This window comes from uncultured Psychrobacillus sp., assembly GCF_938022135.1.
In the GTDB taxonomy this organism is placed as follows: Bacteria; Bacillota; Bacilli; order Bacillales_A; family Planococcaceae; genus Psychrobacillus.
In genome coordinates this window covers 2,501-24,785 of the sequence record NZ_CALIED010000019.1, presented here as the reverse complement: position 1 = coordinate 24,785, position 22,285 = coordinate 2,501, and the positions used below count along the sequence as shown (strand labels likewise).

The 22,285-nt window shown below is 35.9% G+C and carries 22 protein-coding genes (1 of these 22 only partly in view); 8 read left to right on the top strand and 14 right to left on the bottom strand.

Annotation, left to right across the window (positions count from 1 at the left end; all coding sequences use genetic code 11):
- Nucleotide 1 precedes the first annotated feature (1 nt).
- The 3 genes from ychF to Q0371_RS04170 all read right to left on the bottom strand — a co-directional run bounded on the left by ychF (nucleotide 2) and on the right by Q0371_RS04170 (nucleotide 2,253).
- A complete protein-coding gene (ychF, locus tag Q0371_RS04180) occupies nucleotides 2-1,102 on the bottom strand; it encodes a redox-regulated ATPase YchF (protein WP_169359817.1) in 1,101 nt (366 codons plus the stop codon).
- 85 nt (nucleotides 1,103-1,187) lie between these two features.
- Nucleotides 1,188-1,388: a DUF951 domain-containing protein gene (locus Q0371_RS04175; RefSeq protein ID WP_169359818.1), complete on the bottom strand. Its 201-nt coding sequence runs from the start codon at nucleotides 1,386-1,388 to the stop codon at nucleotides 1,188-1,190.
- Between the two features lie 10 nt (nucleotides 1,389-1,398).
- A complete protein-coding gene (locus tag Q0371_RS04170; protein ID WP_169359819.1) occupies nucleotides 1,399-2,253 on the bottom strand; it encodes a mechanosensitive ion channel family protein in 855 nt (284 codons plus the stop codon).
- A gap of 75 nt (nucleotides 2,254-2,328) precedes the next feature.
- Here Q0371_RS04170 and yyaC point away from each other — a divergent pair, with 75 nt between their 5' ends.
- The gene (yyaC, locus tag Q0371_RS04165; RefSeq protein ID WP_169359820.1) at nucleotides 2,329-2,916 is read left to right on the top strand and encodes a spore protease YyaC; all 588 of its coding nucleotides are present in this window, start codon (nucleotides 2,329-2,331) and stop codon (nucleotides 2,914-2,916) included.
- On the opposite strand, the gene Q0371_RS04160 is transcribed toward yyaC, so the two are convergent.
- The 11 genes from Q0371_RS04160 to rpmH form a co-directional block, all read right to left on the bottom strand.
- The gene (locus tag Q0371_RS04160; protein WP_169359821.1) at nucleotides 2,881-3,579 is read right to left on the bottom strand and encodes a DUF554 domain-containing protein; all 699 of its coding nucleotides are present in this window, start codon (nucleotides 3,577-3,579) and stop codon (nucleotides 2,881-2,883) included. The two genes, yyaC and Q0371_RS04160, sit on opposite strands and share 36 nt — an antisense overlap.
- Before the next feature lie 62 nt (nucleotides 3,580-3,641).
- The gene (locus Q0371_RS04155) at nucleotides 3,642-4,484 is read right to left on the bottom strand and encodes a ParB/RepB/Spo0J family partition protein (RefSeq protein WP_169359822.1); all 843 of its coding nucleotides are present in this window, start codon (nucleotides 4,482-4,484) and stop codon (nucleotides 3,642-3,644) included.
- Nucleotides 4,477-5,238 carry an AAA family ATPase gene (locus Q0371_RS04150; RefSeq protein ID WP_169359841.1) on the bottom strand — a complete coding sequence of 254 codons (762 nt, stop codon included), beginning with the start codon at nucleotides 5,236-5,238 and terminating at the stop codon, nucleotides 4,477-4,479. The genes Q0371_RS04155 and Q0371_RS04150 overlap by 8 nt, the downstream gene beginning before the upstream one ends.
- Nucleotides 5,239-5,384: 146 nt before the next feature.
- Nucleotides 5,385-6,254 (bottom strand): nucleoid occlusion protein, encoded by an 870-nt coding sequence (gene noc, locus Q0371_RS04145; protein WP_251556724.1) that lies wholly within the window; start codon nucleotides 6,252-6,254, stop codon nucleotides 5,385-5,387.
- 87 nt (nucleotides 6,255-6,341) lie between these two features.
- Nucleotides 6,342-7,058, bottom strand: a complete 717-nt coding sequence (gene rsmG, locus Q0371_RS04140; protein WP_169359824.1) for a 16S rRNA (guanine(527)-N(7))-methyltransferase RsmG — start codon at nucleotides 7,056-7,058, stop codon at nucleotides 6,342-6,344.
- Nucleotides 7,059-7,081: 23 nt separating this feature from the next.
- A complete protein-coding gene (mnmG, locus tag Q0371_RS04135) occupies nucleotides 7,082-8,971 on the bottom strand; it encodes a tRNA uridine-5-carboxymethylaminomethyl(34) synthesis enzyme MnmG (RefSeq protein ID WP_169359825.1) in 1,890 nt (629 codons plus the stop codon).
- A 22-nt stretch (nucleotides 8,972-8,993) separates the two neighbouring features.
- On the bottom strand, nucleotides 8,994-10,379 hold the full coding sequence (gene mnmE / locus Q0371_RS04130) for a tRNA uridine-5-carboxymethylaminomethyl(34) synthesis GTPase MnmE (RefSeq protein ID WP_169359826.1): 1,386 nt from the start codon (nucleotides 10,377-10,379) through the stop codon (nucleotides 8,994-8,996).
- Between the two features lie 240 nt (nucleotides 10,380-10,619).
- Nucleotides 10,620-11,375, bottom strand: a complete 756-nt coding sequence (gene jag / locus Q0371_RS04125; RefSeq protein WP_251556725.1) for an RNA-binding cell elongation regulator Jag/EloR — start codon at nucleotides 11,373-11,375, stop codon at nucleotides 10,620-10,622.
- Nucleotides 11,372-12,148 (bottom strand): membrane protein insertase YidC, encoded by a 777-nt coding sequence (gene yidC / locus Q0371_RS04120; protein WP_169359828.1) that lies wholly within the window; start codon nucleotides 12,146-12,148, stop codon nucleotides 11,372-11,374. Before yidC ends, jag begins: the two co-directional genes overlap by 4 nt.
- Nucleotides 12,149-12,220: 72 nt before the next feature.
- On the bottom strand, nucleotides 12,221-12,565 hold the full coding sequence (gene rnpA, locus Q0371_RS04115; RefSeq protein WP_251556726.1) for a ribonuclease P protein component: 345 nt from the start codon (nucleotides 12,563-12,565) through the stop codon (nucleotides 12,221-12,223).
- Between the two features lie 70 nt (nucleotides 12,566-12,635).
- The gene (gene rpmH, locus Q0371_RS04110; RefSeq protein WP_144540295.1) at nucleotides 12,636-12,770 is read right to left on the bottom strand and encodes a 50S ribosomal protein L34; all 135 of its coding nucleotides are present in this window, start codon (nucleotides 12,768-12,770) and stop codon (nucleotides 12,636-12,638) included.
- 575 nt (nucleotides 12,771-13,345) lie between these two features.
- Here rpmH and dnaA point away from each other — a divergent pair.
- The 7 genes from dnaA to Q0371_RS04075 all read left to right on the top strand — a co-directional run.
- On the top strand, nucleotides 13,346-14,689 hold the full coding sequence (gene dnaA, locus Q0371_RS04105; protein WP_169359830.1) for a chromosomal replication initiator protein DnaA: 1,344 nt from the start codon (nucleotides 13,346-13,348) through the stop codon (nucleotides 14,687-14,689).
- A 170-nt stretch (nucleotides 14,690-14,859) separates the two neighbouring features.
- On the top strand, nucleotides 14,860-15,996 hold the full coding sequence (dnaN, locus tag Q0371_RS04100) for a DNA polymerase III subunit beta (protein ID WP_169359831.1): 1,137 nt from the start codon (nucleotides 14,860-14,862) through the stop codon (nucleotides 15,994-15,996).
- A gap of 107 nt (nucleotides 15,997-16,103) precedes the next feature.
- Nucleotides 16,104-16,331, top strand: a complete 228-nt coding sequence (yaaA, locus tag Q0371_RS04095; RefSeq protein WP_169359832.1) for a S4 domain-containing protein YaaA — start codon at nucleotides 16,104-16,106, stop codon at nucleotides 16,329-16,331.
- Between the two features lies 1 nt (nucleotide 16,332).
- On the top strand, nucleotides 16,333-17,445 hold the full coding sequence (gene recF / locus Q0371_RS04090; RefSeq protein WP_169359833.1) for a DNA replication/repair protein RecF: 1,113 nt from the start codon (nucleotides 16,333-16,335) through the stop codon (nucleotides 17,443-17,445).
- Between the two features lie 48 nt (nucleotides 17,446-17,493).
- Complete coding sequence (gyrB, locus tag Q0371_RS04085) at nucleotides 17,494-19,416, top strand: DNA topoisomerase (ATP-hydrolyzing) subunit B (RefSeq protein ID WP_205964073.1); 1,923 nt, start codon at nucleotides 17,494-17,496, stop codon at nucleotides 19,414-19,416.
- A 27-nt stretch (nucleotides 19,417-19,443) separates the two neighbouring features.
- Complete coding sequence (gene gyrA, locus Q0371_RS04080) at nucleotides 19,444-21,978, top strand: DNA gyrase subunit A (RefSeq protein WP_169359834.1); 2,535 nt, start codon at nucleotides 19,444-19,446, stop codon at nucleotides 21,976-21,978.
- A 170-nt stretch (nucleotides 21,979-22,148) separates the two neighbouring features.
- Nucleotides 22,149-22,285 carry the 5' portion of an HD-GYP domain-containing protein gene (locus tag Q0371_RS04075; RefSeq protein WP_169359835.1) on the top strand. It continues 973 nt past the right edge of the window, so 137 of the gene's 1,110 nt are visible here — the first part of the coding sequence; the start codon lies at nucleotides 22,149-22,151; its stop codon lies off the right edge, out of view.

The following is a 22,285-nucleotide window of genomic DNA, read 5'->3' as shown; positions in this document are numbered from 1 at the left end:
ATTAAACGTTGAAACGGAACAACATAACGTCCCCGTCTTGTACAATATATTCTTTACCCTCTAAACGTACCTTACCTGCTTCTTTCGCAGCAGACATTGAACCTGCTGAAACTAAATCGTCGTAAGCAACTGTCTCAGCACGGATAAATCCTTTTTCAAAGTCGGAGTGAATGACACCCGCACATTGAGGAGCCTTCATACCCTTACGGAATGTCCAAGCACGAACTTCTTGCACTCCAGCTGTAAAGTAAGTAGCTAGTCCAAGTAAGGAATATGATGCTTTAATAAGCTGATCTAAACCAGATTCTTGAATACCTAGCTCCTCTAAGAACATTTGCTTTTCATCGTCCTCTAGAGCAGCCATCTCTTCTTCGATTTTGGCACATACAACTATGACCTGCGCACCTTCCTCTGCAGCAAATGCACGCACTTTTTGAACGTACTCATTATCTTCTGATTCCATAATGTCATCCTCAGATACATTTGCTACATAAAGCATTGGCTTGATGGTTAACAAGTGAAGGCCTTTAACAACACGAAGCTCTTCTTCTGTAAAATCTACAGAGCGACCAGACTTACCTTCTTCAAATGCTTCTTTTAAACGAGTCAATATAGGCTCTTCTACCATTGCTTCTTTATCTTTTTGTTTAGCCATCTTAGCAACTCTTGCTAAACGTTTATCTACGCTTTCTAAATCAGCTAAAATTAACTCCAAATTAATAACTTCTATATCAGAAATTGGATCTACCTTTCCAGCTACATGCGTTATATTGTCATCCTGGAAGCATCGTACAACCTGACAAATTGCATCTACCTCACGAATATGAGCAAGAAACTTATTGCCTAGGCCTTCGCCTTTACTTGCTCCTGCTACTATTCCAGCAATATCAGTAAACTCAAATGCAGTTGGCACTGTTTTCTTTGGTACTACTAATTCTGTCAGTTTATCTAAACGAGCATCCGGTACTTCAACAATCCCTACGTTAGGATCTATTGTTGCAAATGGATAGTTTGCAGCTAAAGCCCCTGCTTTTGTTATTGCATTAAATAATGTGGATTTACCTACATTTGGTAACCCAACAATTCCTGCTGTTAATGCCATATATGTCACAACCCTTCAATTTTCTTACTTAACGTATTCCCTTTAACCTGTCTATTATATTGATTTTGACAGTAAAAGTCTATCTTTACTCTGTCTCAGCTTGTACAAGCACTTTTTTCATTTTCTTCTCGAATTCTATACGTGGAATCATGACACTATGCTGACAACCTTCACATTTAATCCGTATATCTGCCCCTATGCGTATTATTTTCCAACGATTTGTTCCACAAGGATGTTGCTTCTTCATCTCTACAATATCATTTAGCTGAAATTTTTTTCTTTCCATTTACTCTCACCTACTCATTAGTTTTCGCATTACGTACGACGATTGGATACGGAATATCCACCCCAGATTGCTCTAAAAATTCTTTAAGATCTCTTCTAATTCTTCTAGCAATGTCATCCTGCATCATAGGGATCGTCTCTACTCCAATTCTAAGCACCAAATCATCTGAGGATATCTCTTGTACCCCTAAAATTTCCGGTACTTTTACAAGCTCTTCATATTTATAATTCAGATTTTCTAAAAATCCCTTTAACATATTCTCTACTGCGTCTATGTCCGACTCATATGATACTTTAATATCAATAGTAACAATGGTGTTGAACACAGAATAGTTAACGACATTAGATATTGTCCCGTTAGGTATAATATACATTTCCCCTACATAACTTCGCACCTTCGTTGTACGCAGTCCTATTTCTTCTACTATTCCTCTAAATGTTCCAATTTGGACCTCATCTCCAACTGCAAACTGGTCTTCAAATACGATAAAGAAACCTGTAATAACATCTTTAACTAGACTCTGAGCACCAAACCCTATCGCTAAGCCTATAACTCCAGCACCAGCGATTAAACCTCCAACATCAAATCCGAATTTTGATAAAACTGCTACTATCAATGTGAAATAAACTGCATAGGTTAAAATATTTTCTAATAGCTTTATGAGCGTATTATGTCTTCTTTCCGAATATCTCAACGGGCCTTTTAATCTAACAGCGAAAACTCGACGAATAATTGACTTACCTATTTTTATAACAGTAGCTGCCAAAAGAAAAAGAAAGATAATTTCAACAAACGATTTTCCTAATTCTATCCAATCTACTTCATTTAATATGTATGCTTCCAACTCTTTATATGTTGCATTCATTGCATCCCCACCCTCACTGAATAAATATTTTCTACCATGCATATACTAACTTTAAAAAAGAAAGCGAGTTTATATATGAATAAAATTAATGCTGCGCCTCAAGCTTCCACTATCTATTATAAAGAAACAGGAGTTATTTGGCGATTAAGCAACCACTTTTTAGAATATATACCTTTTGATCATCAAAACCTTGTTTTTTGTTGCATAGGGACAGACCGTTCAACTGGAGATGCCTTAGGTCCAATGACTGGGTCATTTTTAACACAGCTTAACTCTTTTCCTTTTGAAATCGTTGGAACATTGGACAGCCCACTCCATGCGTTGAATTTAGAGGAGACTACTAATACGCTCTACAGTTCTTCTCAAAAACCATTTGTTGTGGCCATTGATGCCTGCTTAGGGAATGCTAATAACATTGGAGAAATTATTATTCATCCAGGTCCTCTTTTTCCTGGAAAAGCTGTAAAAAAAGATTTACCACCTATTGGTGAAATTTCAATCAAAGCAATTGTTAATATCGGTGGCTATATGGAATATAATGTATTGCAAAGTACTCGATTAAATCTTACTTTTGAAATGGGAAAGGTCATTTCTCGATCTCTACTTCTTGCATGGCATAGATATAACTTAAAAAATAAAAGCCACTACAATACCTACAAATAATAAAGATGGTAATAGGTTTGCTACTCTAATTTTAGTTAATCCTATTAAATTCATTCCAATACCAATAATCATAATTCCTCCAGCGGCTGTCATTTCCTGAAGAAACAAATCAAGTGCAGCTTCTGGTACCAATCTTGTAATTTGTGTAGCAAGCAATGCTATTGTTCCTTGGTAAATTGCAACCGGAAAAGCTGAAAAAACAACACCTATCCCTAATGTTGCGGAGAGAATAATAGCAGTAAAGCCGTCGATGATTCCCTTGCTGATTAATAATTCATGATCATTTTGAAGACCGCTATTTAAAGCTCCTAAAATACCCATTGCGCCTATTACAAATATAAGTGTGCTTGTAACAAAACCTTGGGCAATACTATCTGTTTGTTTTTTTGAACCAAACTTTTTTTCAATAGACTGCCCTAACCTGTTAATCCATTTGTCTATATCTATCCACTCACCTACTACCGCACCAAGCACAATGCAGATAATGATAATAACAAAATTACTACTTTCTAATCCCATTTGTATACCCATTACCATTACTACTATTCCTATAGCATACATTACCGTTTGTTTCATATTTTCAGGGATGTCCTTTAAAAGTCGTCCGATTAATGTCCCTGCTATGATCAGTATTGCATTGACCAATGTACCAAATAACACCATATCCTATCCTCTTCTCCTAAAAATATAACCTATCTCTAGGTTGTCCTAGAAATAGGTCACGTCTAATCCTCTAATAATTTTAAAATTCTTTCCAAATCATCCTTCGAGTAAAACTCTATCTCGATTTTTCCTTTTTCTTTTTCATTGTTTTTAGTTATTTTTACAGCTGTCCCAAAAAGTTCTCTTAATTCCGATTCTTTTTCTAAAGTAAAAATATCTTTATCTATTTTTTTTGTTTCACGTGGAACATTTTCATTTAAACGTTGAACTAAGGCTTCTAACTGCCTTACATTTAGATTTTCTTTAATTGTTTTTTGCATAATGAGAGGGATAGATTTTTTCTTCTTTAAACCTAATAATGCCTTCCCATGCCCCATGGATAATTTCCCTTCAGAGACAGCATTTCTAACAACATCAGGGAGTGTAAGTAAGCGAAGATGGTTTGCTATATGAGGTCTACTTTTCCCCAGTCTGAACGCTAATTGTTCTTGGGTAAGGCCAAGAGTCTCCATCAGATTTTGGTAAGCCTCTGCTTCTTCAATGGGTGTTAAATCTTCTCGTTGTAGATTTTCTAAGATAGCAAGTTCCATCATTTGTTGATCATTTAACTCGCGTACTACAGCAGGAATTGCATCTAAATGAGCCTTTTTAGAAGCTCTAAATCTACGCTCTCCTACAACAATTTCAAACTTAGAACCTTTTTTTCGAACGATGATAGGTTGTAGTACTCCGTGCTCTTTTATAGATTCCGATAACTCTTGTAATGCCTCATCGTCAAATATTTTCCTTGGTTGATAAGGATTAGGCTTAATATCAACAATACTAATCTGTTCTACTTTTTCTTCTGGCATTGTATCTTCTCCAGGAAAAAGAGCATTAATCCCCTTTCCAAGTCCTTTAGCCATGACGAATCACTTCCTTCGCAAGTTCTAAATATACTTCCGCTCCTCGAGATTTTGGATCATAAATAATTATAGGCTCTCCGTGACTAGGTGCTTCACTTAAACGAACATTCCTTGGAATAATAGATTTATATACTTTGTCTTGGAAATATTTTTTAACTTCTTCAATTACCTGAATGCCAAGATTTGTTCTGGCATCAAACATTGTTAATAACACGCCGTCAATTGCTAACGTTTTGTTTAAGTGTTTTTGCACCAATCGAATCGTACTCAGTAACTGGCTTAACCCTTCCAAAGCATAAAATTCACATTGAACTGGGATTATAATAGCATCAGCAGCAGTAAGAGAATTGATGGTTAAGAGACCAAGTGAAGGAGGACAATCTATAATAATATACTCATAATCAGCTTGCACTTCCTGCAAAGCTTTTTTAAGTCGTACCTCTCTTGAAATGGTAGATACTAGTTCAATTTCTGCACCTGCTAAAGAAATGGTTGCAGGAACTATATGTAAATTTTCCACTTTCGTTTCTAAAATTGTCTCTTTTACACTAACATCATCTATTAACACATCATAAATACATTGATTCACATCGCCTTTGTTGACACCAACGCCACTAGAAGCATTTCCCTGGGGATCAATATCTACCAGTAAAACCTTCTTTCCTAAGTATGCAAGACAGGCACTTAAGTTAACGGATGTAGTAGTTTTACCTACACCACCTTTTTGGTTGGCTATTGCAATAATTCTTCCCACTCTTGCACCTACTTTCATCAAAATAAAAAACCACTCTCTTCCATTCTATCAAATTTTACAGAAAAATGAATGTTATTATTGTTACAAAAGAAAAACTCTCACAAAATAGTGAGAGTTTCATATATTTTATATATTATAATATCTATTTATGATTTCTTTTTAGGTATTCTTACTGTAATTTGATAAAAATCTTCGGTGTCTTCTTCTTCGGTTTTTAAATTAATTCCGCTTTTAGTAACCATACTAAGAGATTGCTTGATCGTATTTAAAGCAATTCGTACATCTTTACTAATCGCTTTTCTTTTAGGCTTTGGAGCTTTTTCCTCTTTAACAGGAGGATTTACTATATCATTAACTTTTTCTTCGAGCTGCTTTACATTCCAATGATTATCAATGGATTCAACCATAAGCTTGATTTGTATTTCTTCATCCTTTATTTGCATAAGAGATCTTGCATGACGTTCCGACAATCTCTTATCCATAATTGCTTGTTGAATTTCTTCTGGTAGTTTCAGCAAACGTAACTTATTAGCTACAGTCGATTGGCCCTTACCTAATCTTTGAGCGAGCGCTTCTTGTGTTAGCTCATGCAGCTTAAGTAATTTTTGATATGCTACTGCCTCTTCAATGGCAGTCAGCTCTTCTCGTTGAAGATTTTCTATCAATGCAATTGATGCTGTTTCCTTATCACTTAAGTTACGAACTATAGCAGGTACTTCTGTCCACTTAAGCTTTGTCATCGCCCTGAAGCGACGTTCCCCCGCTATTATTTCATACTTATCGTCATCCATTTTACGAATGACGATTGGTTGAATTACACCATGTGTATGAATAGTTCTAGCAAGTTCTTCTATTTTTGCATCATCAAAAACGGTCCTAGGCTGGTACCTATTAGGAACTATTTTTTCTATGGCTACCTGTACTACTTCTTCATTATTAGTCTGAGTAGCCTCAACGACTGGATCTTGTCCTTGCTTATCAGAACCTCCGAAAAATCGTGAGAAAGGACTTTTCATCTAACTAGCACCACCTTTTAGATACTCTTTACTTATGTTCACGACACAGAAAATAATATAATAATGTTTCACGTGGAACGTTCCTCATTAAATAATAGGTGTTTTGTTTGGTATACCTGGCTTTCGAGGGTATCTTTTCGGTGTGCTTTTAATTTTAGAAAAGACATATAACGTTCTCTCACTATTTTCTATCGGTAATAGAAAAGAATACTCCGCACTTTTTTCAGAGCCTAATACCTCAATAGCTTTTTGTGCATCTTTTAATTCATCTAGTGCACTTGCTGCTTTCATAGCTATAAACTTCCCACCGACTTTCACAAGTGGAATACATAGCTCTGACAGTACAGAGAGTCTTGCTACTGCTCGTGCAGTAACAAGATCAAACTGTTCTCTATATTCTTTATTTTGTCCAAATTCCTCAGCACGCGCATGAACAAAATTAACATTTTTTAAATTTAGCTCCTTGCTTAAATGAGTCAAAAATTGAATTCTTTTATTTAAAGAATCAACGATTGTTACATTAAGGTTTGGAAAACAAATTTTTAATGGAATACTTGGAAACCCTGCCCCTGCTCCTACATCACAAACAGAAAGGGAACCATTAAAATCCTCATAGAAAGAAGCACTGATAGAATCTAAGAAATGTTTTAAGTAAACAGATGGTTCATCTGTAATGGCTGTTAAATTCATTTTCTCGTTCCATTCCACAAGTAACTCATAATATTTTCTGAATTGCTCTAATTGGAAATCTGTTAGTTCAATTCCTTTTTCATAGAGGGCATTTTTAAATTGTTCTTCGTTCATTTTGTTCTCCTCATTGTCTTAGACTAACCAGTGATTTTAGCTATCTTACCTTGTTCAATATATATTAGAAGGATAGAAATATCTGCTGGGTTTACTCCTGAAATACGAGATGCTTGTGCAATAGATAATGGTCTTACTTGCATTAGTTTTTGTTTTGCTTCTGTTGCAAGTCCGGAGATTGCATTGTAATCAATTTGATCAGGGATCTTTTTGTTTTCCATTTTTTTCAACTTATCAACTTGTTGTAGAGATTTATCTATATAGCCTTCATACTTAACTTGAATCTCAATTTGTTCTTTTTCTTCTTCACTTAACTGAACTTCTCCTGGAACTAGTTGGGCTACTAAGTCGTAGTTCATTTCTGTTCTTTTAAGAAGATCTGAAGCACGAATTCCATCTTTTAACTCGCTACCGCCTGCATTACGAACAACCTCTTGAGTTTCCTCATTCGGTTTGATAATAATGGAGCGTAAGCGACGAAGCTCGTCTTCTATTCTTTTCTTTTTCTCTAAAAACTTATTATACCGTTCTTCTGGCACTAAGCCAATATTATATCCAATTTCTAACAATCTTAAATCAGCATTATCATGACGAAGCAGTAAACGATATTCAGCTCTGGAAGTAAGCAAACGATATGGCTCGTTAGTTCCTTTTGTAACTAAATCATCAATTAAGACACCAATATACGCATCTGATCGGCTCAACACTTTTTCTTCTTTATTTAATACTCTAAGAGCTGCGTTAATTCCTGCCATTAGTCCTTGAGCTGCAGCTTCTTCATAACCAGAAGTTCCGTTAATTTGTCCAGCTGTATATAAGTTTTTAACTTTTTTTGTTTCTAGCGTAGGCCATAGCTGTGTTGGAACCATTGCATCATATTCAATCGCATAGCCTGCTCGCATCATTTCCGCATTTTCTAATCCTGGGATAGAAGCTAACAGTTTACGTTGTACATGCTCTGGAAGACTCGTTGATAACCCCTGTACATAAACTTCTCTTGTGTTACGACCCTCTGGCTCTAAGAAGATTTGATGACGTGGCTTATCATTAAATCTAACAATTTTATCTTCAATAGACGGACAGTATCTTGGACCCGTTCCTTTTATCATACCAGAATACATTGGCGATAAATGTAAATTATCATTGATAATTTGGTGTGTTTCAGAACTTGTATATGTTAACCAGCAAGGTAATTGATCCATAATAAATTCTGTTGTTTCAAAACTAAATGCTCGAGGAACATCGTCGCCTGGCTGAATTTCTGTTTTACTATAGTCTACCGTTTTACTGTTTACACGAGGTGGAGTACCTGTCTTAAATCTAACTAGGTCGAATCCTAAATTACGGATACTATCAGCTAGCTTAATGGATGGTTGTTGGTTATTGGGACCACTAGAATATTTAAGGTCTCCTATAATAATCTCACCACGTAAAAATGTACCTGTAGTAATAACTACTGTTTCTGCTCGATAAACTGCCCCTACTTGGGTTACTAAGCCAACAATTTTATCATCTTCAACTAATAGTTCTTCTACTACTGCTTGATGAACTGTAAGGTTTGCTTGTTCCTCTATAAGACGTTTCATTTCATTTTGGTATAGAACCTTGTCCGCTTGTGCTCGAAGTGCACGTACTGCTGGTCCTTTTCCTGTATTCAACATTCTCATTTGAATGTGAGTTTTATCTATAACTTTACCCATGGCTCCACCTAAGGCGTCAATTTCACGCACTACGATTCCTTTTGCAGGGCCTCCGATGGACGGATTACATGGCATAAATGCAATCATATCTAGATTGATTGTTAAAACAAGCGTTTTAGCACCCATTTTAGCAGAGGCTAATGCGGCTTCAACACCCGCATGCCCTGCTCCTACAACAATCACATCGAACTTGCCTGCTTCAAAGTTTGGCATGTTCGTAACTTCCTCTCGTTTTTTATTTTCCTAAACAGAATTGAGCAAATAACTGGTCAATCAGGCTTTCTTCGACTGTATCGCCAATTATTTCTCCTAATATTTCCCACGTTCTAGTAACATCTATTTGAATCATATCGACTGGCACGTGATTATGTGCTGCTTCAATGGCATCAGTAATTGTAGATTTAGCAAGATTTAATAAAGCGATATGACGGGCATTAGAAACATAGGTAATGTCTGACACTTCAATGTTTCCTTCAAAGAACAAGGACGCTATAGAGTCTTCTAGCTCGTCAATTCCCTCTTCTTTTAATAAGGAAGTAGAAACAATACGCTTATCAGTAGCAAGACGTTGTACCTCATCGTAATCTAACTTGGTTGGAAGATCCGTTTTGTTAACGATAACGATATAATCCATTCCTTTAATAGTCTCGAATAACCTTCTATCTTCTTCAGCTAGCTCTTCTGAATTATTCAACACAAGTAAAATTAAATCTGCCTCTTTTAGAACTTGGCGTGATTTCTCTACTCCAATGCGTTCGACTATATCTTCAGTTTCACGGATTCCAGCAGTGTCTACTAATTTTAAAGGGACACCACGTACATTTACATATTCTTCTATAATATCCCTCGTAGTTCCTGCTATCTCCGTAACAATTGCTTTGTTTTCTTGAATTAAGCTATTTAAAAGTGATGATTTCCCTACATTTGGTCTTCCGACAATTGCTGTCGACAGCCCTTCGCGAAGAATTTTACCTTGAGATGAAGTAATTAACAGCTTTTCAATTTCTTCTTTTACCCAAGTCCCTTTTTCAATCATCATAGGTAACGTCATCTCTTCAACGTCATCATACTCTGGATAATCAATATTTACCTCTACCTGAGCTAAAGTTTCAAGGAGTGCTTGCCTTAAGGTTTTGATGAGACGTGATAAACGTCCATCCATTTGACCTAAAGCTACATTCATTGCTTTATCCGTTTTGGCTCTGATTAAATCCATTACCGCTTCAGCCTGCGACAAGTCTATTCTTCCATTTAAAAAAGCACGTTTTGTAAACTCACCAGGTTCTGCAAGCCGTGCACCATTTATAAGTATTAACTGAAGAACTCTATTTACTGTGACTAGTCCTCCATGACAATTTATCTCTACTACGTCTTCTCTCGTAAAAGTTTTTGGACCCTTCATAAGAGATAACATAACTTCCTCTACTACTTCATTCGTCTTTGGATCCACGAGATGTCCATAATGAATAGTATGAGAAGATTGTTCACTAAGATTTTTTCCATTTGGAGACTGAAAAACTTTATTGGCAATTGAAATTGCCTCTGCTCCACTAAGTCTTACAATGGCAATGGCTCCTTCTCCTAATGGAGTGGAAATTGCAGCTATTGTATCAAATTCCAAAAGTGTACACCTCCTTGCACCTTCAGTTATCCACATGTGAATAACTGAAAAGAACATGACTATCTAACATATAACAATAACATATTTTGTCCTAAATCAGAAGTATAGATACTTTTTATTATGTGAACAAAAAAAGAATCCTACTGATGGCTTATGGCTCATCTTCGGAAATCTTCTTAAGCGGATTAATAACAGAAGAAAACGGATTCCAGCTTATTTTCAAGCTAAAATCCGTTTTACTTATTTTATTGATTCAATCACTAAATATCTATTTGGTTCATTACCGACTGAGTAAGTTTCAATGTCTACTCTTAGGGATAAAGCATTATGAATAATCTTTCTCTCAGAAGAAGACATCGGTTCTAATTCTATCGGTTGACCAGTACGCACTGCTTTGTCAGCCATACGTTCTGCTAACTGTTCTAATGCTTCTTGTCTTCTTTCACGGTAGTTACCAACGTCCAACCTAATAAGGATAAAGGAATTTGAGAATTTGTTTGCAACTAATTGAGATAGGTTTTCCAGTGCATTTAATGTTTGGCCTCTTTTTCCTATTAATAAGGCAGCCTTTTCACTGTTTAAATGAAGATAAATGTACTTACCCTCTCTTGTTTCATTAATTACTAAATCGTCAATATCCAATTCCTTAGCGATTGTTTCAAGATATAGTTTTGTTTCAGCTATCGCTTGATCATTATTTGGTGCTTCAGTGACTTCTATAGTTTCTTTTACTTCTTCTAATGTAGAGGTATTATCTAAAACCGGCTGTTCGATTACTTCCTCTACTATTTTTTCTTCCAAGACCTGATCGACTGGGTTTTCCTTTTTTAAAACAGTTACTTCAACAACTGCAGGCTTAGATAAAAATCCAAAAAAGCCTTTTTTCCCTTCTTCCACTACGGTAATTGACACATCTTCTCTCGATACTTCAAGTTTTTTAAGTGCAACGTTTATAGCTTCCTCTTTTGTAGGTGCAGTCTGTGTAATCTGCTTCATTTTTTGGCCCCTCCCGTTTTTGCCTTAACAGGTACTTGTTTTTCTCTTTTCCAAGGTTTATAAATGAATAAGTTTTGAATGATAGATATAATATTTCCGATTACCCAATACAATGTTAATGCAGCAGGTAATACAATACCAAATCCCATGATCATGAACGGCATGATATACATCATGATTTTCATTTGAGGGTTGTCCATTGCTGGGCCAGTTCTCAATACGATTAATTGCATGATTCCGGCTAAGACAGCTAGGATAATACTTGGCTCTGCCAATGCAAAACCTAAGAAATCGCCTAGATTGATCTCTGGTGTATTATTCATACGACTAATTGCATGATAGAAACCGATTAGTATTGGCATCTGAATAAAAATAGGAAGACATCCAGCTGCTGGATTAATATTTCTATCTTTATATAAAGCCATCATTTCTTGTTGGAATTTTTGCTGTGTTACAGCATCCTTGGAGCTATATTTTTCTTTTAGCTTTAACATCTCTGGTTGTACTTCTTGCATTGCCTTAGAGTTTTTAGTTTGTTTAATCATTAACGGTAAAATTACTAAACGAATTATAATCGTTACTGCAATGATCCCGAGACCATATGTCCCTAATAGCTCTTGGAAAAATGTAATAGCGGAAACTAATGGCCAAACAATGTATTCATTCCAAAAACCTTCGGAAGTATTATAAATTGGTTCATTGAATTCCGTACATCCAGCTAGTAAAGCTGTCATTACTATTAATAATAATAGTAAAGGTAATTTTCTCTTCAACCTTCTTCCCCCTATTAAAATACATTCATCTTTCATCTATCCTTATCTTAACATCTCATCCAAAAGACTTCACTAGCTTTTCTTCTTTAAAACTTTGGCTACTTTCAAAACATGCTCTAAGTTCTTTTTTGTCTCATGAAAGTCAAGCTTGGCCGCCGAATTTCTGGCGATAATAATATAATCTTTGTTTCCTGCCACTGAATCATTCAACTCTAAAAAGGATTGACGAATGTATCTTTTAATACGATTACGAACCACTGCATTGCCAACTTTCTTACTTACAGATAATCCTATTCGAAAATAATCGTATTCATTCTCCAATGTATAAACTACAAACTGTCTGTTGGCGAATGATTTCCCTTTTTTAAAGATCTTTTGAAATTCAGCATTCTTTTTTATGCGTTGTTTCTTATTCATCTAGTCACCTGCTCCAACTAATCGGTTTGAAAGAAAAAAAAGACCACTGAATTGGTCAGTGGACTTATAATTATGCTGATAATACTTTTCTTCCTTTAGCACGACGGGCTGCTATTACGCGGCGACCGTTTTTTGTACTCATACGTGCGCGGAAACCGTGATTTTTTGCTCTTTTACGGCTATTTGGTTGGAATGTACGTTTCATCTATATGACACCTCCTGAGTGATCATCTTAAAATGTTCCTTAGACAGTCTCCGATATTATATAAAAACTACACTGTATTTGTCAATCTTTATTTAAGTCCATGTCTTGCTGCTTCTGTTTTCTTCTTGCCCACTCTTATCCACATACTAAGATATCTTTTCCCACTTACCTGTGAATAACAATTTTCGACAAAAAAATATCCACATAGCTTATGAACATGTTTTTAACATATCCCTTTGCTGTGGACAACCTTAACTGTTAATTAATTTAATATTGTGGATAACCTTAAAGTATCTTGTAATTGCAACGTTTTTTTGATACGATATCTGTGTTTTACTTTTTCAAACGAAATATGTTATTTTTTATTATCCACAGTTGTTAGTAATCTGTGGATAATATTTTCCCCATACGTTTATAAAGTTTATCCACAGGACGTGGATTTGTGTATATAACTATAATTTATACATATAAAATAGAAAGCTGAATGATTATTCTCTTTTTGTAAAACAGTCTTATTACTAAAAGGTAGGAGAAACGGATTTCCTATCAATCTTATAGAAAAGGAGATTATGTTATTGGAACACTTTGAAGAACTTTGGGCTAAAGTTCTCTCTGAAGTAGAAAAGAAAACATCGAAACCAAGCTTCGAAACCTGGTTAAAATCAACAAAGATGCTTTCTTATAAGGGAGACACTGTAACCATAGCTGCGCCCAATTCCTTTGCTAGGGATTGGCTTGAAAATCACTATGTTCATTTAATTGCTGGGATTCTTACAGAACTTACTGGCAATGAATTATTAATTTCTTTTGTAGTACCTAAGGGTCAGGACTTTGATGACTTTGAAATACCAAAGCCAAAAACACCGGTTACTCCAGATGATCAGCCAGACTTTTCTCCTGGAATGCTTAACTCAAAAAATACATTTGATACTTTTGTCATTGGTTCTGGTAACCGTTTTGCCCATGCTGCCTCTTTAGCTGTAGCAGAAGCACCTGCAAAAGCATATAATCCTCTTTTCATATACGGAGGAGTTGGATTAGGAAAAACCCACTTAATGCACGCGATTGGACACTATGTTCAAGAACACAATCCGAATGCAAAAGTGGTTTATTTATCTTCTGAAAAATTCACGAACGAATTTATTAATTCTATTCGCGACAACAAAGCAGTAGACTTCCGAAATAAGTATCGAAATGTAGATGTTCTCTTAATAGATGATATTCAGTTCCTTGCCGGAAAAGAATCAACTCAAGAAGAATTTTTTCATACTTTTAATGCTTTACATGAAGAATCTAAACAAATTGTTATCTCCAGTGACAGACCACCTAAGGAGATTCCCACGTTAGAGGATCGTTTACGCTCCCGTTTTGAATGGGGCTTGATAACAGATATAGCACCACCTGATTTAGAAACAAGAATTGCTATTTTACGTAAAAAAGCACGCGCAGACGGTTTGGATATTTCTGATGAAGTTATGGCCTATATCGCAAATCAAATTGACTCGAATATAAGAGAGCTGGAAGGTGCACTTATTCGCGTAGTGGCCTATTCCTCGCTTGTTAATAAAGATATTAATATAGACTTAGCTGCTGAGGCATTAAAAGATATTCTTCCAAATGCACGTCCAAGAATTATTACGATCTTAGATATCCAAAAGGTTGTAGGAGAGCATTTTCATATAAGATTAGAAGATTTTACTGCGAAAAAACGTACCAAATCTATCGCATTCCCTCGTCAGGTAGCTATGTTTCTTTCCCGTGAGCTAACTGATTTCTCATTGCCTAAGATTGGCGAAGAGTTTGGTGGACGTGATCATACTACAGTAATTCATGCACACGATAAAATAGCTACGATGCTAAAAACAGATATGAACCTGCAGGATGATATTAAGCAAATAAAATCTATCCTCGGTAGATAATTAGATTGTGGATAAGTTCCTATTTTAGGTCCATACTTAAACACAAGTTATACACATGGGGATATGTGGCGAAATATAGCGAAATATGCACTTATCAACATATCCACAAGCCCTATTACTATATCTATTAATCTTTTAATAAATAATAAATATATAAGTGAGGTACTAAAATGAAATTTGAAGTAATGAGAGATAGTCTATTAAATGGACTAAATGATGTAATGAAAGCCGTAAGTTCTAAAACAACAATTCCTATATTGACTGGATTAAAATTAGAAGTAACAAAAGAAGGTTTGTATTTGACTGGTAGTGATTCAGATATTACAATCCAAACATTTATACCAGTTGAAAAAAATGGAGAACAAATTATAAAGATCGTAGAACCAGGATCAATAGTTGTCCAAGCAAGAATGTTTAGTGAGATTGTTCGTAAATTACCTACTAACGATGTAGAAATTGAAGTTACAAACCAATTCCACACACATATCCGTTCAGGTAAATCAGAATTCAACTTAATAGGCATTGATGCTAGTGAATATCCTTTGTTACCTCAACTTGAAGAAGATCGACAATTCTATATTCCTTCTGACTTGTTGAAATCTATTATTAAAGAAACAGTATTTGCTGTTTCTACATCAGAAAGCAGACCAGTATTAACTGGAGTGAATTGGCAGGTTATTGATGGGGAGCTCCACTGTGTAGCTACAGATAGCCATCGTCTAGCAAAAAGAAAAACAGCATTAAAAGATTTACCTGAAGAAAAATATAGCGTAGTAATTCCAGGAAAAAGCTTAAATGAATTAAATAAGATTCTAGAAGAAACTTCTTCCGAAGTAGCTATAGTTATGACTCAGCAGCAGATATTATTCAAAACCGAGGATGTATTATTTTACTCTAGATTGTTAGAAGGAAATTACCCTGACACATCTAGACTGATCCCAAGCGAATATAAAACAACTATTGTTGTTAACGGTAAATCTTTATTGCAAGCAATAGATCGTGCTTCCTTATTGGCACGAGAAGAAAGAAATAATGTTGTTCGTTTTTCAACTCTAGATTTAAATTCCTTAGAAGTTTCCTCCAACTCTCCTGAAATCGGAAAAGTAGAAGAACAAATTCTAGCGGAAACGATAGAAGGCGAAGAGCTTAAGATTTCTTTCAGTGCTAAATACATGATGGATGCACTAAAGGCGATTGATGGACAAGATGTAAAAATTCTTTTTGCAGGGACAATGAGACCGTTTGTTTTAAAATCTGTACATGACGATTCAATCTTGCAATTAATCCTTCCAGTAAGAACTTACTAAACAGCATAAACAAGAGATAGTCACCAATAGTGGCTATCTTTTTTACTTATTTGCTTTATTAGGGTAAAATGGAGGGATAAACAAAATGAGAAGAGGTTGAATAATTAGTGGAAGAGATTCGTTTTGATTCGGAATTTATTACCTTAGGTCAATTACTTAAGATGACAGACGCAATAAGTTCAGGTGGAATGGCTAAATGGTTTTTGAGCGAAAATCCCGTATATATAAACGGAGAAGCAGATCAACGAAGAGGTAGAAAAATAAGAAACAAAGATGTAGTGAATATTCCAGGAGTAGGAAAATTTCTAATGATTGGACCTGAGAACGGAGAGTAATATGTATATTGAACGACTTGAGCTAAAAAACTTCCGTAATTACGATTCAATAGAATTGGATTTTTCCTCTAAAATAAATGTGTTGATTGGGGAAAATGCCCAAGGTAAAACTAACTTAATGGAATCCCTATATGTATTATCAATGGCGAAGTCTCATAGAACTTCTAATGATAAAGAATTGATACGCTGGGAAGCAGAGTATGGTAAAATAATAGGGGATATACACAAAAAATATGGACGACTCCCCTTGGAATTAATACTCTCCAAAAAAGGAAAAAAAGCAAAGGTGAATCACCTAGAACAAAATAGACTCAGTGACTACATAGGTCAGCTTAATGTTGTCATGTTTGCACCAGAGGATTTGTTTTTGGTTAAAGGTAGTCCTCAAGTCAGAAGACGTTTTCTAGATATGGAAATAGGACAAATATCTCCTAGGTATTTACATGATTTGCTTAACTTTCAAAAGATTTTAAAGCAAAGAAACCATATTTTAAAAAAACATCAAGGTCAATCTAAGTTAAATGATGTCATGTTTGACGTTTATACAGAACAATATATAAATGCTGCAGTAAAAGTAATTCAAAAAAGATTCCAATTTATGGAATTACTTCAAAAGTGGGCAGAACCAATTCACTTTGGTATCTCACGAGGATTAGAAAAACTCACAGTTGCATATGACTCTACTATAGGTATTAAAGCAGACTATTCAGAAAGTCAGATGAAGACAACTTTAGAGACAAAAATATTTGAAAATCAAAAAAGAGAATTAGATCGCGGAGTCACTTTGTATGGTCCTCATCGTGATGACCTTAAATTTTTTGTCAATGACTATGATGTTCAAACTTATGGTTCGCAAGGACAACAAAGAACAACAGCCTTATCACTTAAATTAGCCGAAATCGAATTGATAAAACAGGAGGTAGGTGAAGCTCCTGTTTTATTGCTGGATGACGTTCTATCGGAATTAGATGACTACCGACAATCGCATCTATTAACGACTATTCATGGTGACGTTCAGACGTTTGTTACAACGACAAGTATTGAAGGAATAGCCCATGACACGATTAAACAGGCAAAGATGTTTCATGTGGAACAAGGGGCAGTTATAAAATAAAATTCACCAGTATGGAAAGTAATGAAAGAGTGGGTGAGCAAGTTGGCAATGGAAGAGAAAGATTTAAAACCATCTTATGATGCTGATCAGATACAAGTATTAGAAGGTTTAGAAGCGGTAAGAAAACGTCCCGGAATGTACATAGGGACTACTAGCTCTAAAGGACTTCACCATCTTGTATGGGAAATCGTTGATAACAGTATTGATGAGGCGCTCGCTGGTTATTGCGATCATATTATTGTGACGATTGAAAAAGACAATTGGATTCGTGTGGAAGACAATGGCCGTGGTATACCAGTTGATAACCAAGAAAAAATGGGAAAACCTGCAGTTGAAGTTATTATGACTGTTCTTCATGCTGGTGGTAAATTTGGCGGCGGCGGATATAAAGTGTCCGGTGGGCTTCATGGTGTTGGTGCATCAGTAGTAAATGCCTTGTCAGAGTATACGGAAGTTTATGTTAAACGCGATGGAAAAATTCATACGATTAAATTTGAACGAGGAGCTGTTGCTTCACCTTTAGAAGTAACGGGAGAAGCATTAGAAACAGGAACTACTACAAGATTTAAAGCAGACTCGCAAATTTTTACGGAAACAACTGTTTATGAGTATGATATCTTAGCGCACCGCGTAAGAGAATTAGCTTATTTAAACCGTGGTTTGACCATCACTATTGCAGATGAACGAGAAGGCCAAGAAAAATCAGTTAAATACCTTTACGAGGGCGGTATTAAATCTTACGTAGAGGATCTAAATAAATCAAAAGAGCCAATTACAGAAGAAGCTATTTTTGTAGAAGGTGAGAAAGACGGAATATCTATTGAAATTGCCATGCAATATAATGCTGGATATTCATCAAACATTTTATCTTTCGCAAATAATATTAATACGTATGAAGGCGGAACACATGAATCTGGCTTTAAAACTGCCCTTACTCGTGTAATTAACGATTATGCAAGAAAAAATGGTTTACTAAAAGATTCAGAAACAAACTTGTCTGGTGACGATGTACGAGAAGGTTTAACTGCTATTGTTTCAGTAAAACATCCCGATCCTCAATTTGAAGGACAAACCAAAACAAAACTCGGTAACTCCGAAGTAAGCACTATTACTAATAGTTTGTTTGCTGAAGGTTTTGACCGATTTTTATTAGAAAACCCTCAAATTGCTAGAAAAATTGTGGATAAAGGGCTGATGGCTGCCCGTGCACGTGTAGCTGCGAAAAAAGCACGAGAATTAACTCGTCGTAAGTCAGCTTTAGAGGTATCTAGCTTACCAGGGAAATTAGCAGATTGTTCTTCCCGTATTCCAGCAGATAGCGAATTGTATATAGTTGAGGGTGACTCAGCAGGTGGATCAGCGAAATCAGGACGAGATCGTCACTATCAAGCTATTCTTCCATTACGAGGAAAAATATTAAACGTGGAAAAAGCACGTTTAGATAGAATACTTGGAAATGCAGAGATTCGTACTATGATTACAGCTTTAGGTACTGGCATTGGGGAAGAGTTTATTTTAGAAAAAGCTCGTTATCATAAAATCATTATCATGACCGATGCGGACGTAGATGGAGCTCATATTCGTACATTATTACTTACCTTCTTCTTCCGATTTATGAGACCATTGATTGAAGCAGGTTATGTGTATGCAGCACAACCACCTTTATATCAAGTGAAACAAGGAAAGCATGTAGAGTATTGCTATAATGATGAACAACTAAAAGAAATTTTAGATCGATTGCCTAAAACGTCTAAGCCAAACATTCAACGTTACAAAGGACTTGGAGAAATGGATGCAACTCAACTTTGGGAAACAACAATGGATCCAGAAAATCGTACATTGCTTCAAGTTAACTTGGATAATGCAATGGAGGCAGATGAAGTCTTCACACAGCTGATGGGCGAAGAGGTAGAGCCTCGTCGTCAGTTTATCGAAGACAATGCTGTATATGTGAAAAATTTAGATATTTAAGAATGTGTTTAACTGGAGGTCTTTAGGATGTCAGAAATACCGAATAAAGGTGTCAGAGGGATCAATATTAGTACAGAAATGAGAACATCCTTTCTTGACTATGCGATGAGCGTTATTGTATCCCGTGCATTACCTGACGTACGAGACGGGTTAAAGCCCGTACATCGTCGAATTTTATATGGGATGCAAGAACTAGGAAATACACCAGATAAGCCTCATAAAAAATCTGCTCGTATCGTAGGAGACGTAATGGGGAAATACCATCCACATGGTGACTCCTCCATTTATGATGCAATGGTTCGTATGGCGCAGGATTTTAGCTATCGATACATGCTGGTAGACGGCCATGGTAACTTTGGATCTGTCGATGGAGACGGAGCAGCAGCTATGCGATATACAGAATCACGTATGTCCAAAATTGCTTTAGAATTATTACGCGATATAAATAAAAATACGATTGATTATAAAGATAACTATGATGGTCAAGAAAAAGAGCCAGTTGTGTTACCAAGTAGATACCCAAATTTACTTGTAAATGGGGCTTCGGGAATTGCTGTAGGTATGGCAACTAACATCCCTTCTCACCATCTTGGGGAAGTAATAGACGGGGTTTTGGCTTTAACGGAAAACCCAGCCATCACTATTGAGGAATTAATGAATATTATTCCTGGTCCTGATTTCCCAACAGGCGGTATCATATTGGGCCGTAGCGGGATCCGTCGTGCTTATGAGACTGGGAAGGGCTCTATCCTAATCCGTGCGAAGGTCGAAATTGAACAAAAGCCTAGTGGGAAAGAAGTAATTATCGTTAAAGAAATTCCATATCAAGTAAATAAAGCTCGTCTAATTGAAAAAATAGCAGAGCTTGTACGTGATAAGAAAATTGATGGAATTACTCATTTGGCTGATGAATCAGATCGAAACGGAATGCGTATTGTTATTGAAGTTCGTAAGGATGCAAATTCTAACGTGCTCCTCAATAACTTATACAAACAAACCGCACTACAATCGAGCTTCGGTATTAATATGTTAGCGTTGGTGGACAACCAGCCTAAAGTGTTGAACCTAAAAGAAATGCTTTACTATTATCTAGAACATCAAAAAGTGGTAATCCGTCGTCGTACGCAGTTTGAATTGAACAAGGCTGAAGACCGCGCGCATATTCTAGAAGGTCTACGAATTGCATTAGATCATATTGATGAAATTATTAAGCTAATTCGTTCTTCTCAAACAGGAGAAATAGCAAAAAATGGCTTAATGGAGCAGTTCAATTTATCAGAACGACAAGCGCAAGCAATTCTGGATATGCGTTTACAACGTTTAACTGGATTAGAGCGCGATAAAATTGAAGATGAATATAAGGCATTAGTACAATTAATAGAGGAACTAAAATTCATCTTAGCTAATGAATATCGAGTAATTGAAATCATCCGTGAAGAAATCACGGAGATTAAAGATCGCTATGCAGATAAACGCCGTACGGAGATTGTTGCAGGAGGAGCAGAGGTCTTTGAAGATGAAGACTTAATACCTGTAGAAAATTCTGTGCTTACTTTAACAAATAAAGGGTATATTAAACGTTTACCTGCAAATACGTATAAGAGTCAAAAACGTGGTGGTCGTGGAGTACAAGGAATGGGAACTAATGAAGATGATTTCGTTGAGCATTTATTGTATACATCCACCCATGATACGATTCTATTCTTTACGAATAATGGTAAGGTATACCGTGCAAGAGGATTTGAAATTCCAGAGTATGGTCGAACAGCAAAAGGCCTGCCACTGGTTAATCTTCTAGGCATTGAGAAAAACGAGCATGTAACTGCGATGATCCCAATGGCTTCATTTGAAGAAGATAATTACTTAATCTTTACGACTAAGCATGGTGTAACAAAAAGAACACCAGTATCAGGTTTTGCACATATCCGTGCTAATGGTTTAATAGCTATCTCTTTACGTGAAGAGGATGAACTAATAGGAGTTCGTTTAACCAACGGTAAAAAAGAGATTATCATAGGTACACGCCAAGGTAAGCTAGTAAGATTCGAAGAAACAGATATACGTTCTATGGGCCGGACTGCTGGAGGAGTAAGAGGAATCCGTTTGAAGGATGACGATTACGTAGTAGGAATGGAAATTATAGAACCTGGACAAGAGATACTAGTGGTTACGGAGAATGGTTACGGTAAACGTACACCAGAATCTGAGTATAGATTGCAAACTAGAGGTGGTATGGGTGTAAAAACATGCCAAATCACTGATAAGAATGGACCTTTATGTGCCGTGAAGGCAGTAGATGGTTCTGAAGACTTGATGCTAATCACAATTAATGGCATGTTGATCCGTATGGATGTAAACGATATTTCTATGACAGGACGAAGTACTCAAGGTGTTCGTCTAATGAGATTATCTGGCAGCGAGTTAATTGCTACCGTAGCAAAAGTTGAAAAAGAAGAGGAAGAAGAAGTAATAGATGCTGAAATGGAAGAAGCAGCTGTTACTCCTGATGAAGATTCATCCTCAACAGAAGAAATAGAAGAAATAGAAGAAATAGAAGAATAAGTAAGTAAACTACCCTTAGACACTGTTTAAGGGTAGTTTTTTTTAGTTAGATAACTGTAGCTAAGTGAAAATACGATTTATATTAATTAGATAAACATAGAATTCGCATATACAAGAATCAATAGAATTTAGTATAATTAAGGAAAATAAAAGAAAAAGCAGGGTAACAAATGGAATATATCTTACAAAATCTAGAAGAGGTTAGAATTGGTAGTATAATAGCCGAAGATCTGTTTGTGAATACAAAGTCCCCAGTCGTGCGTAAAGATACAAAAGTCTCTAGGGAACATATTGAGGTACTAAGAGC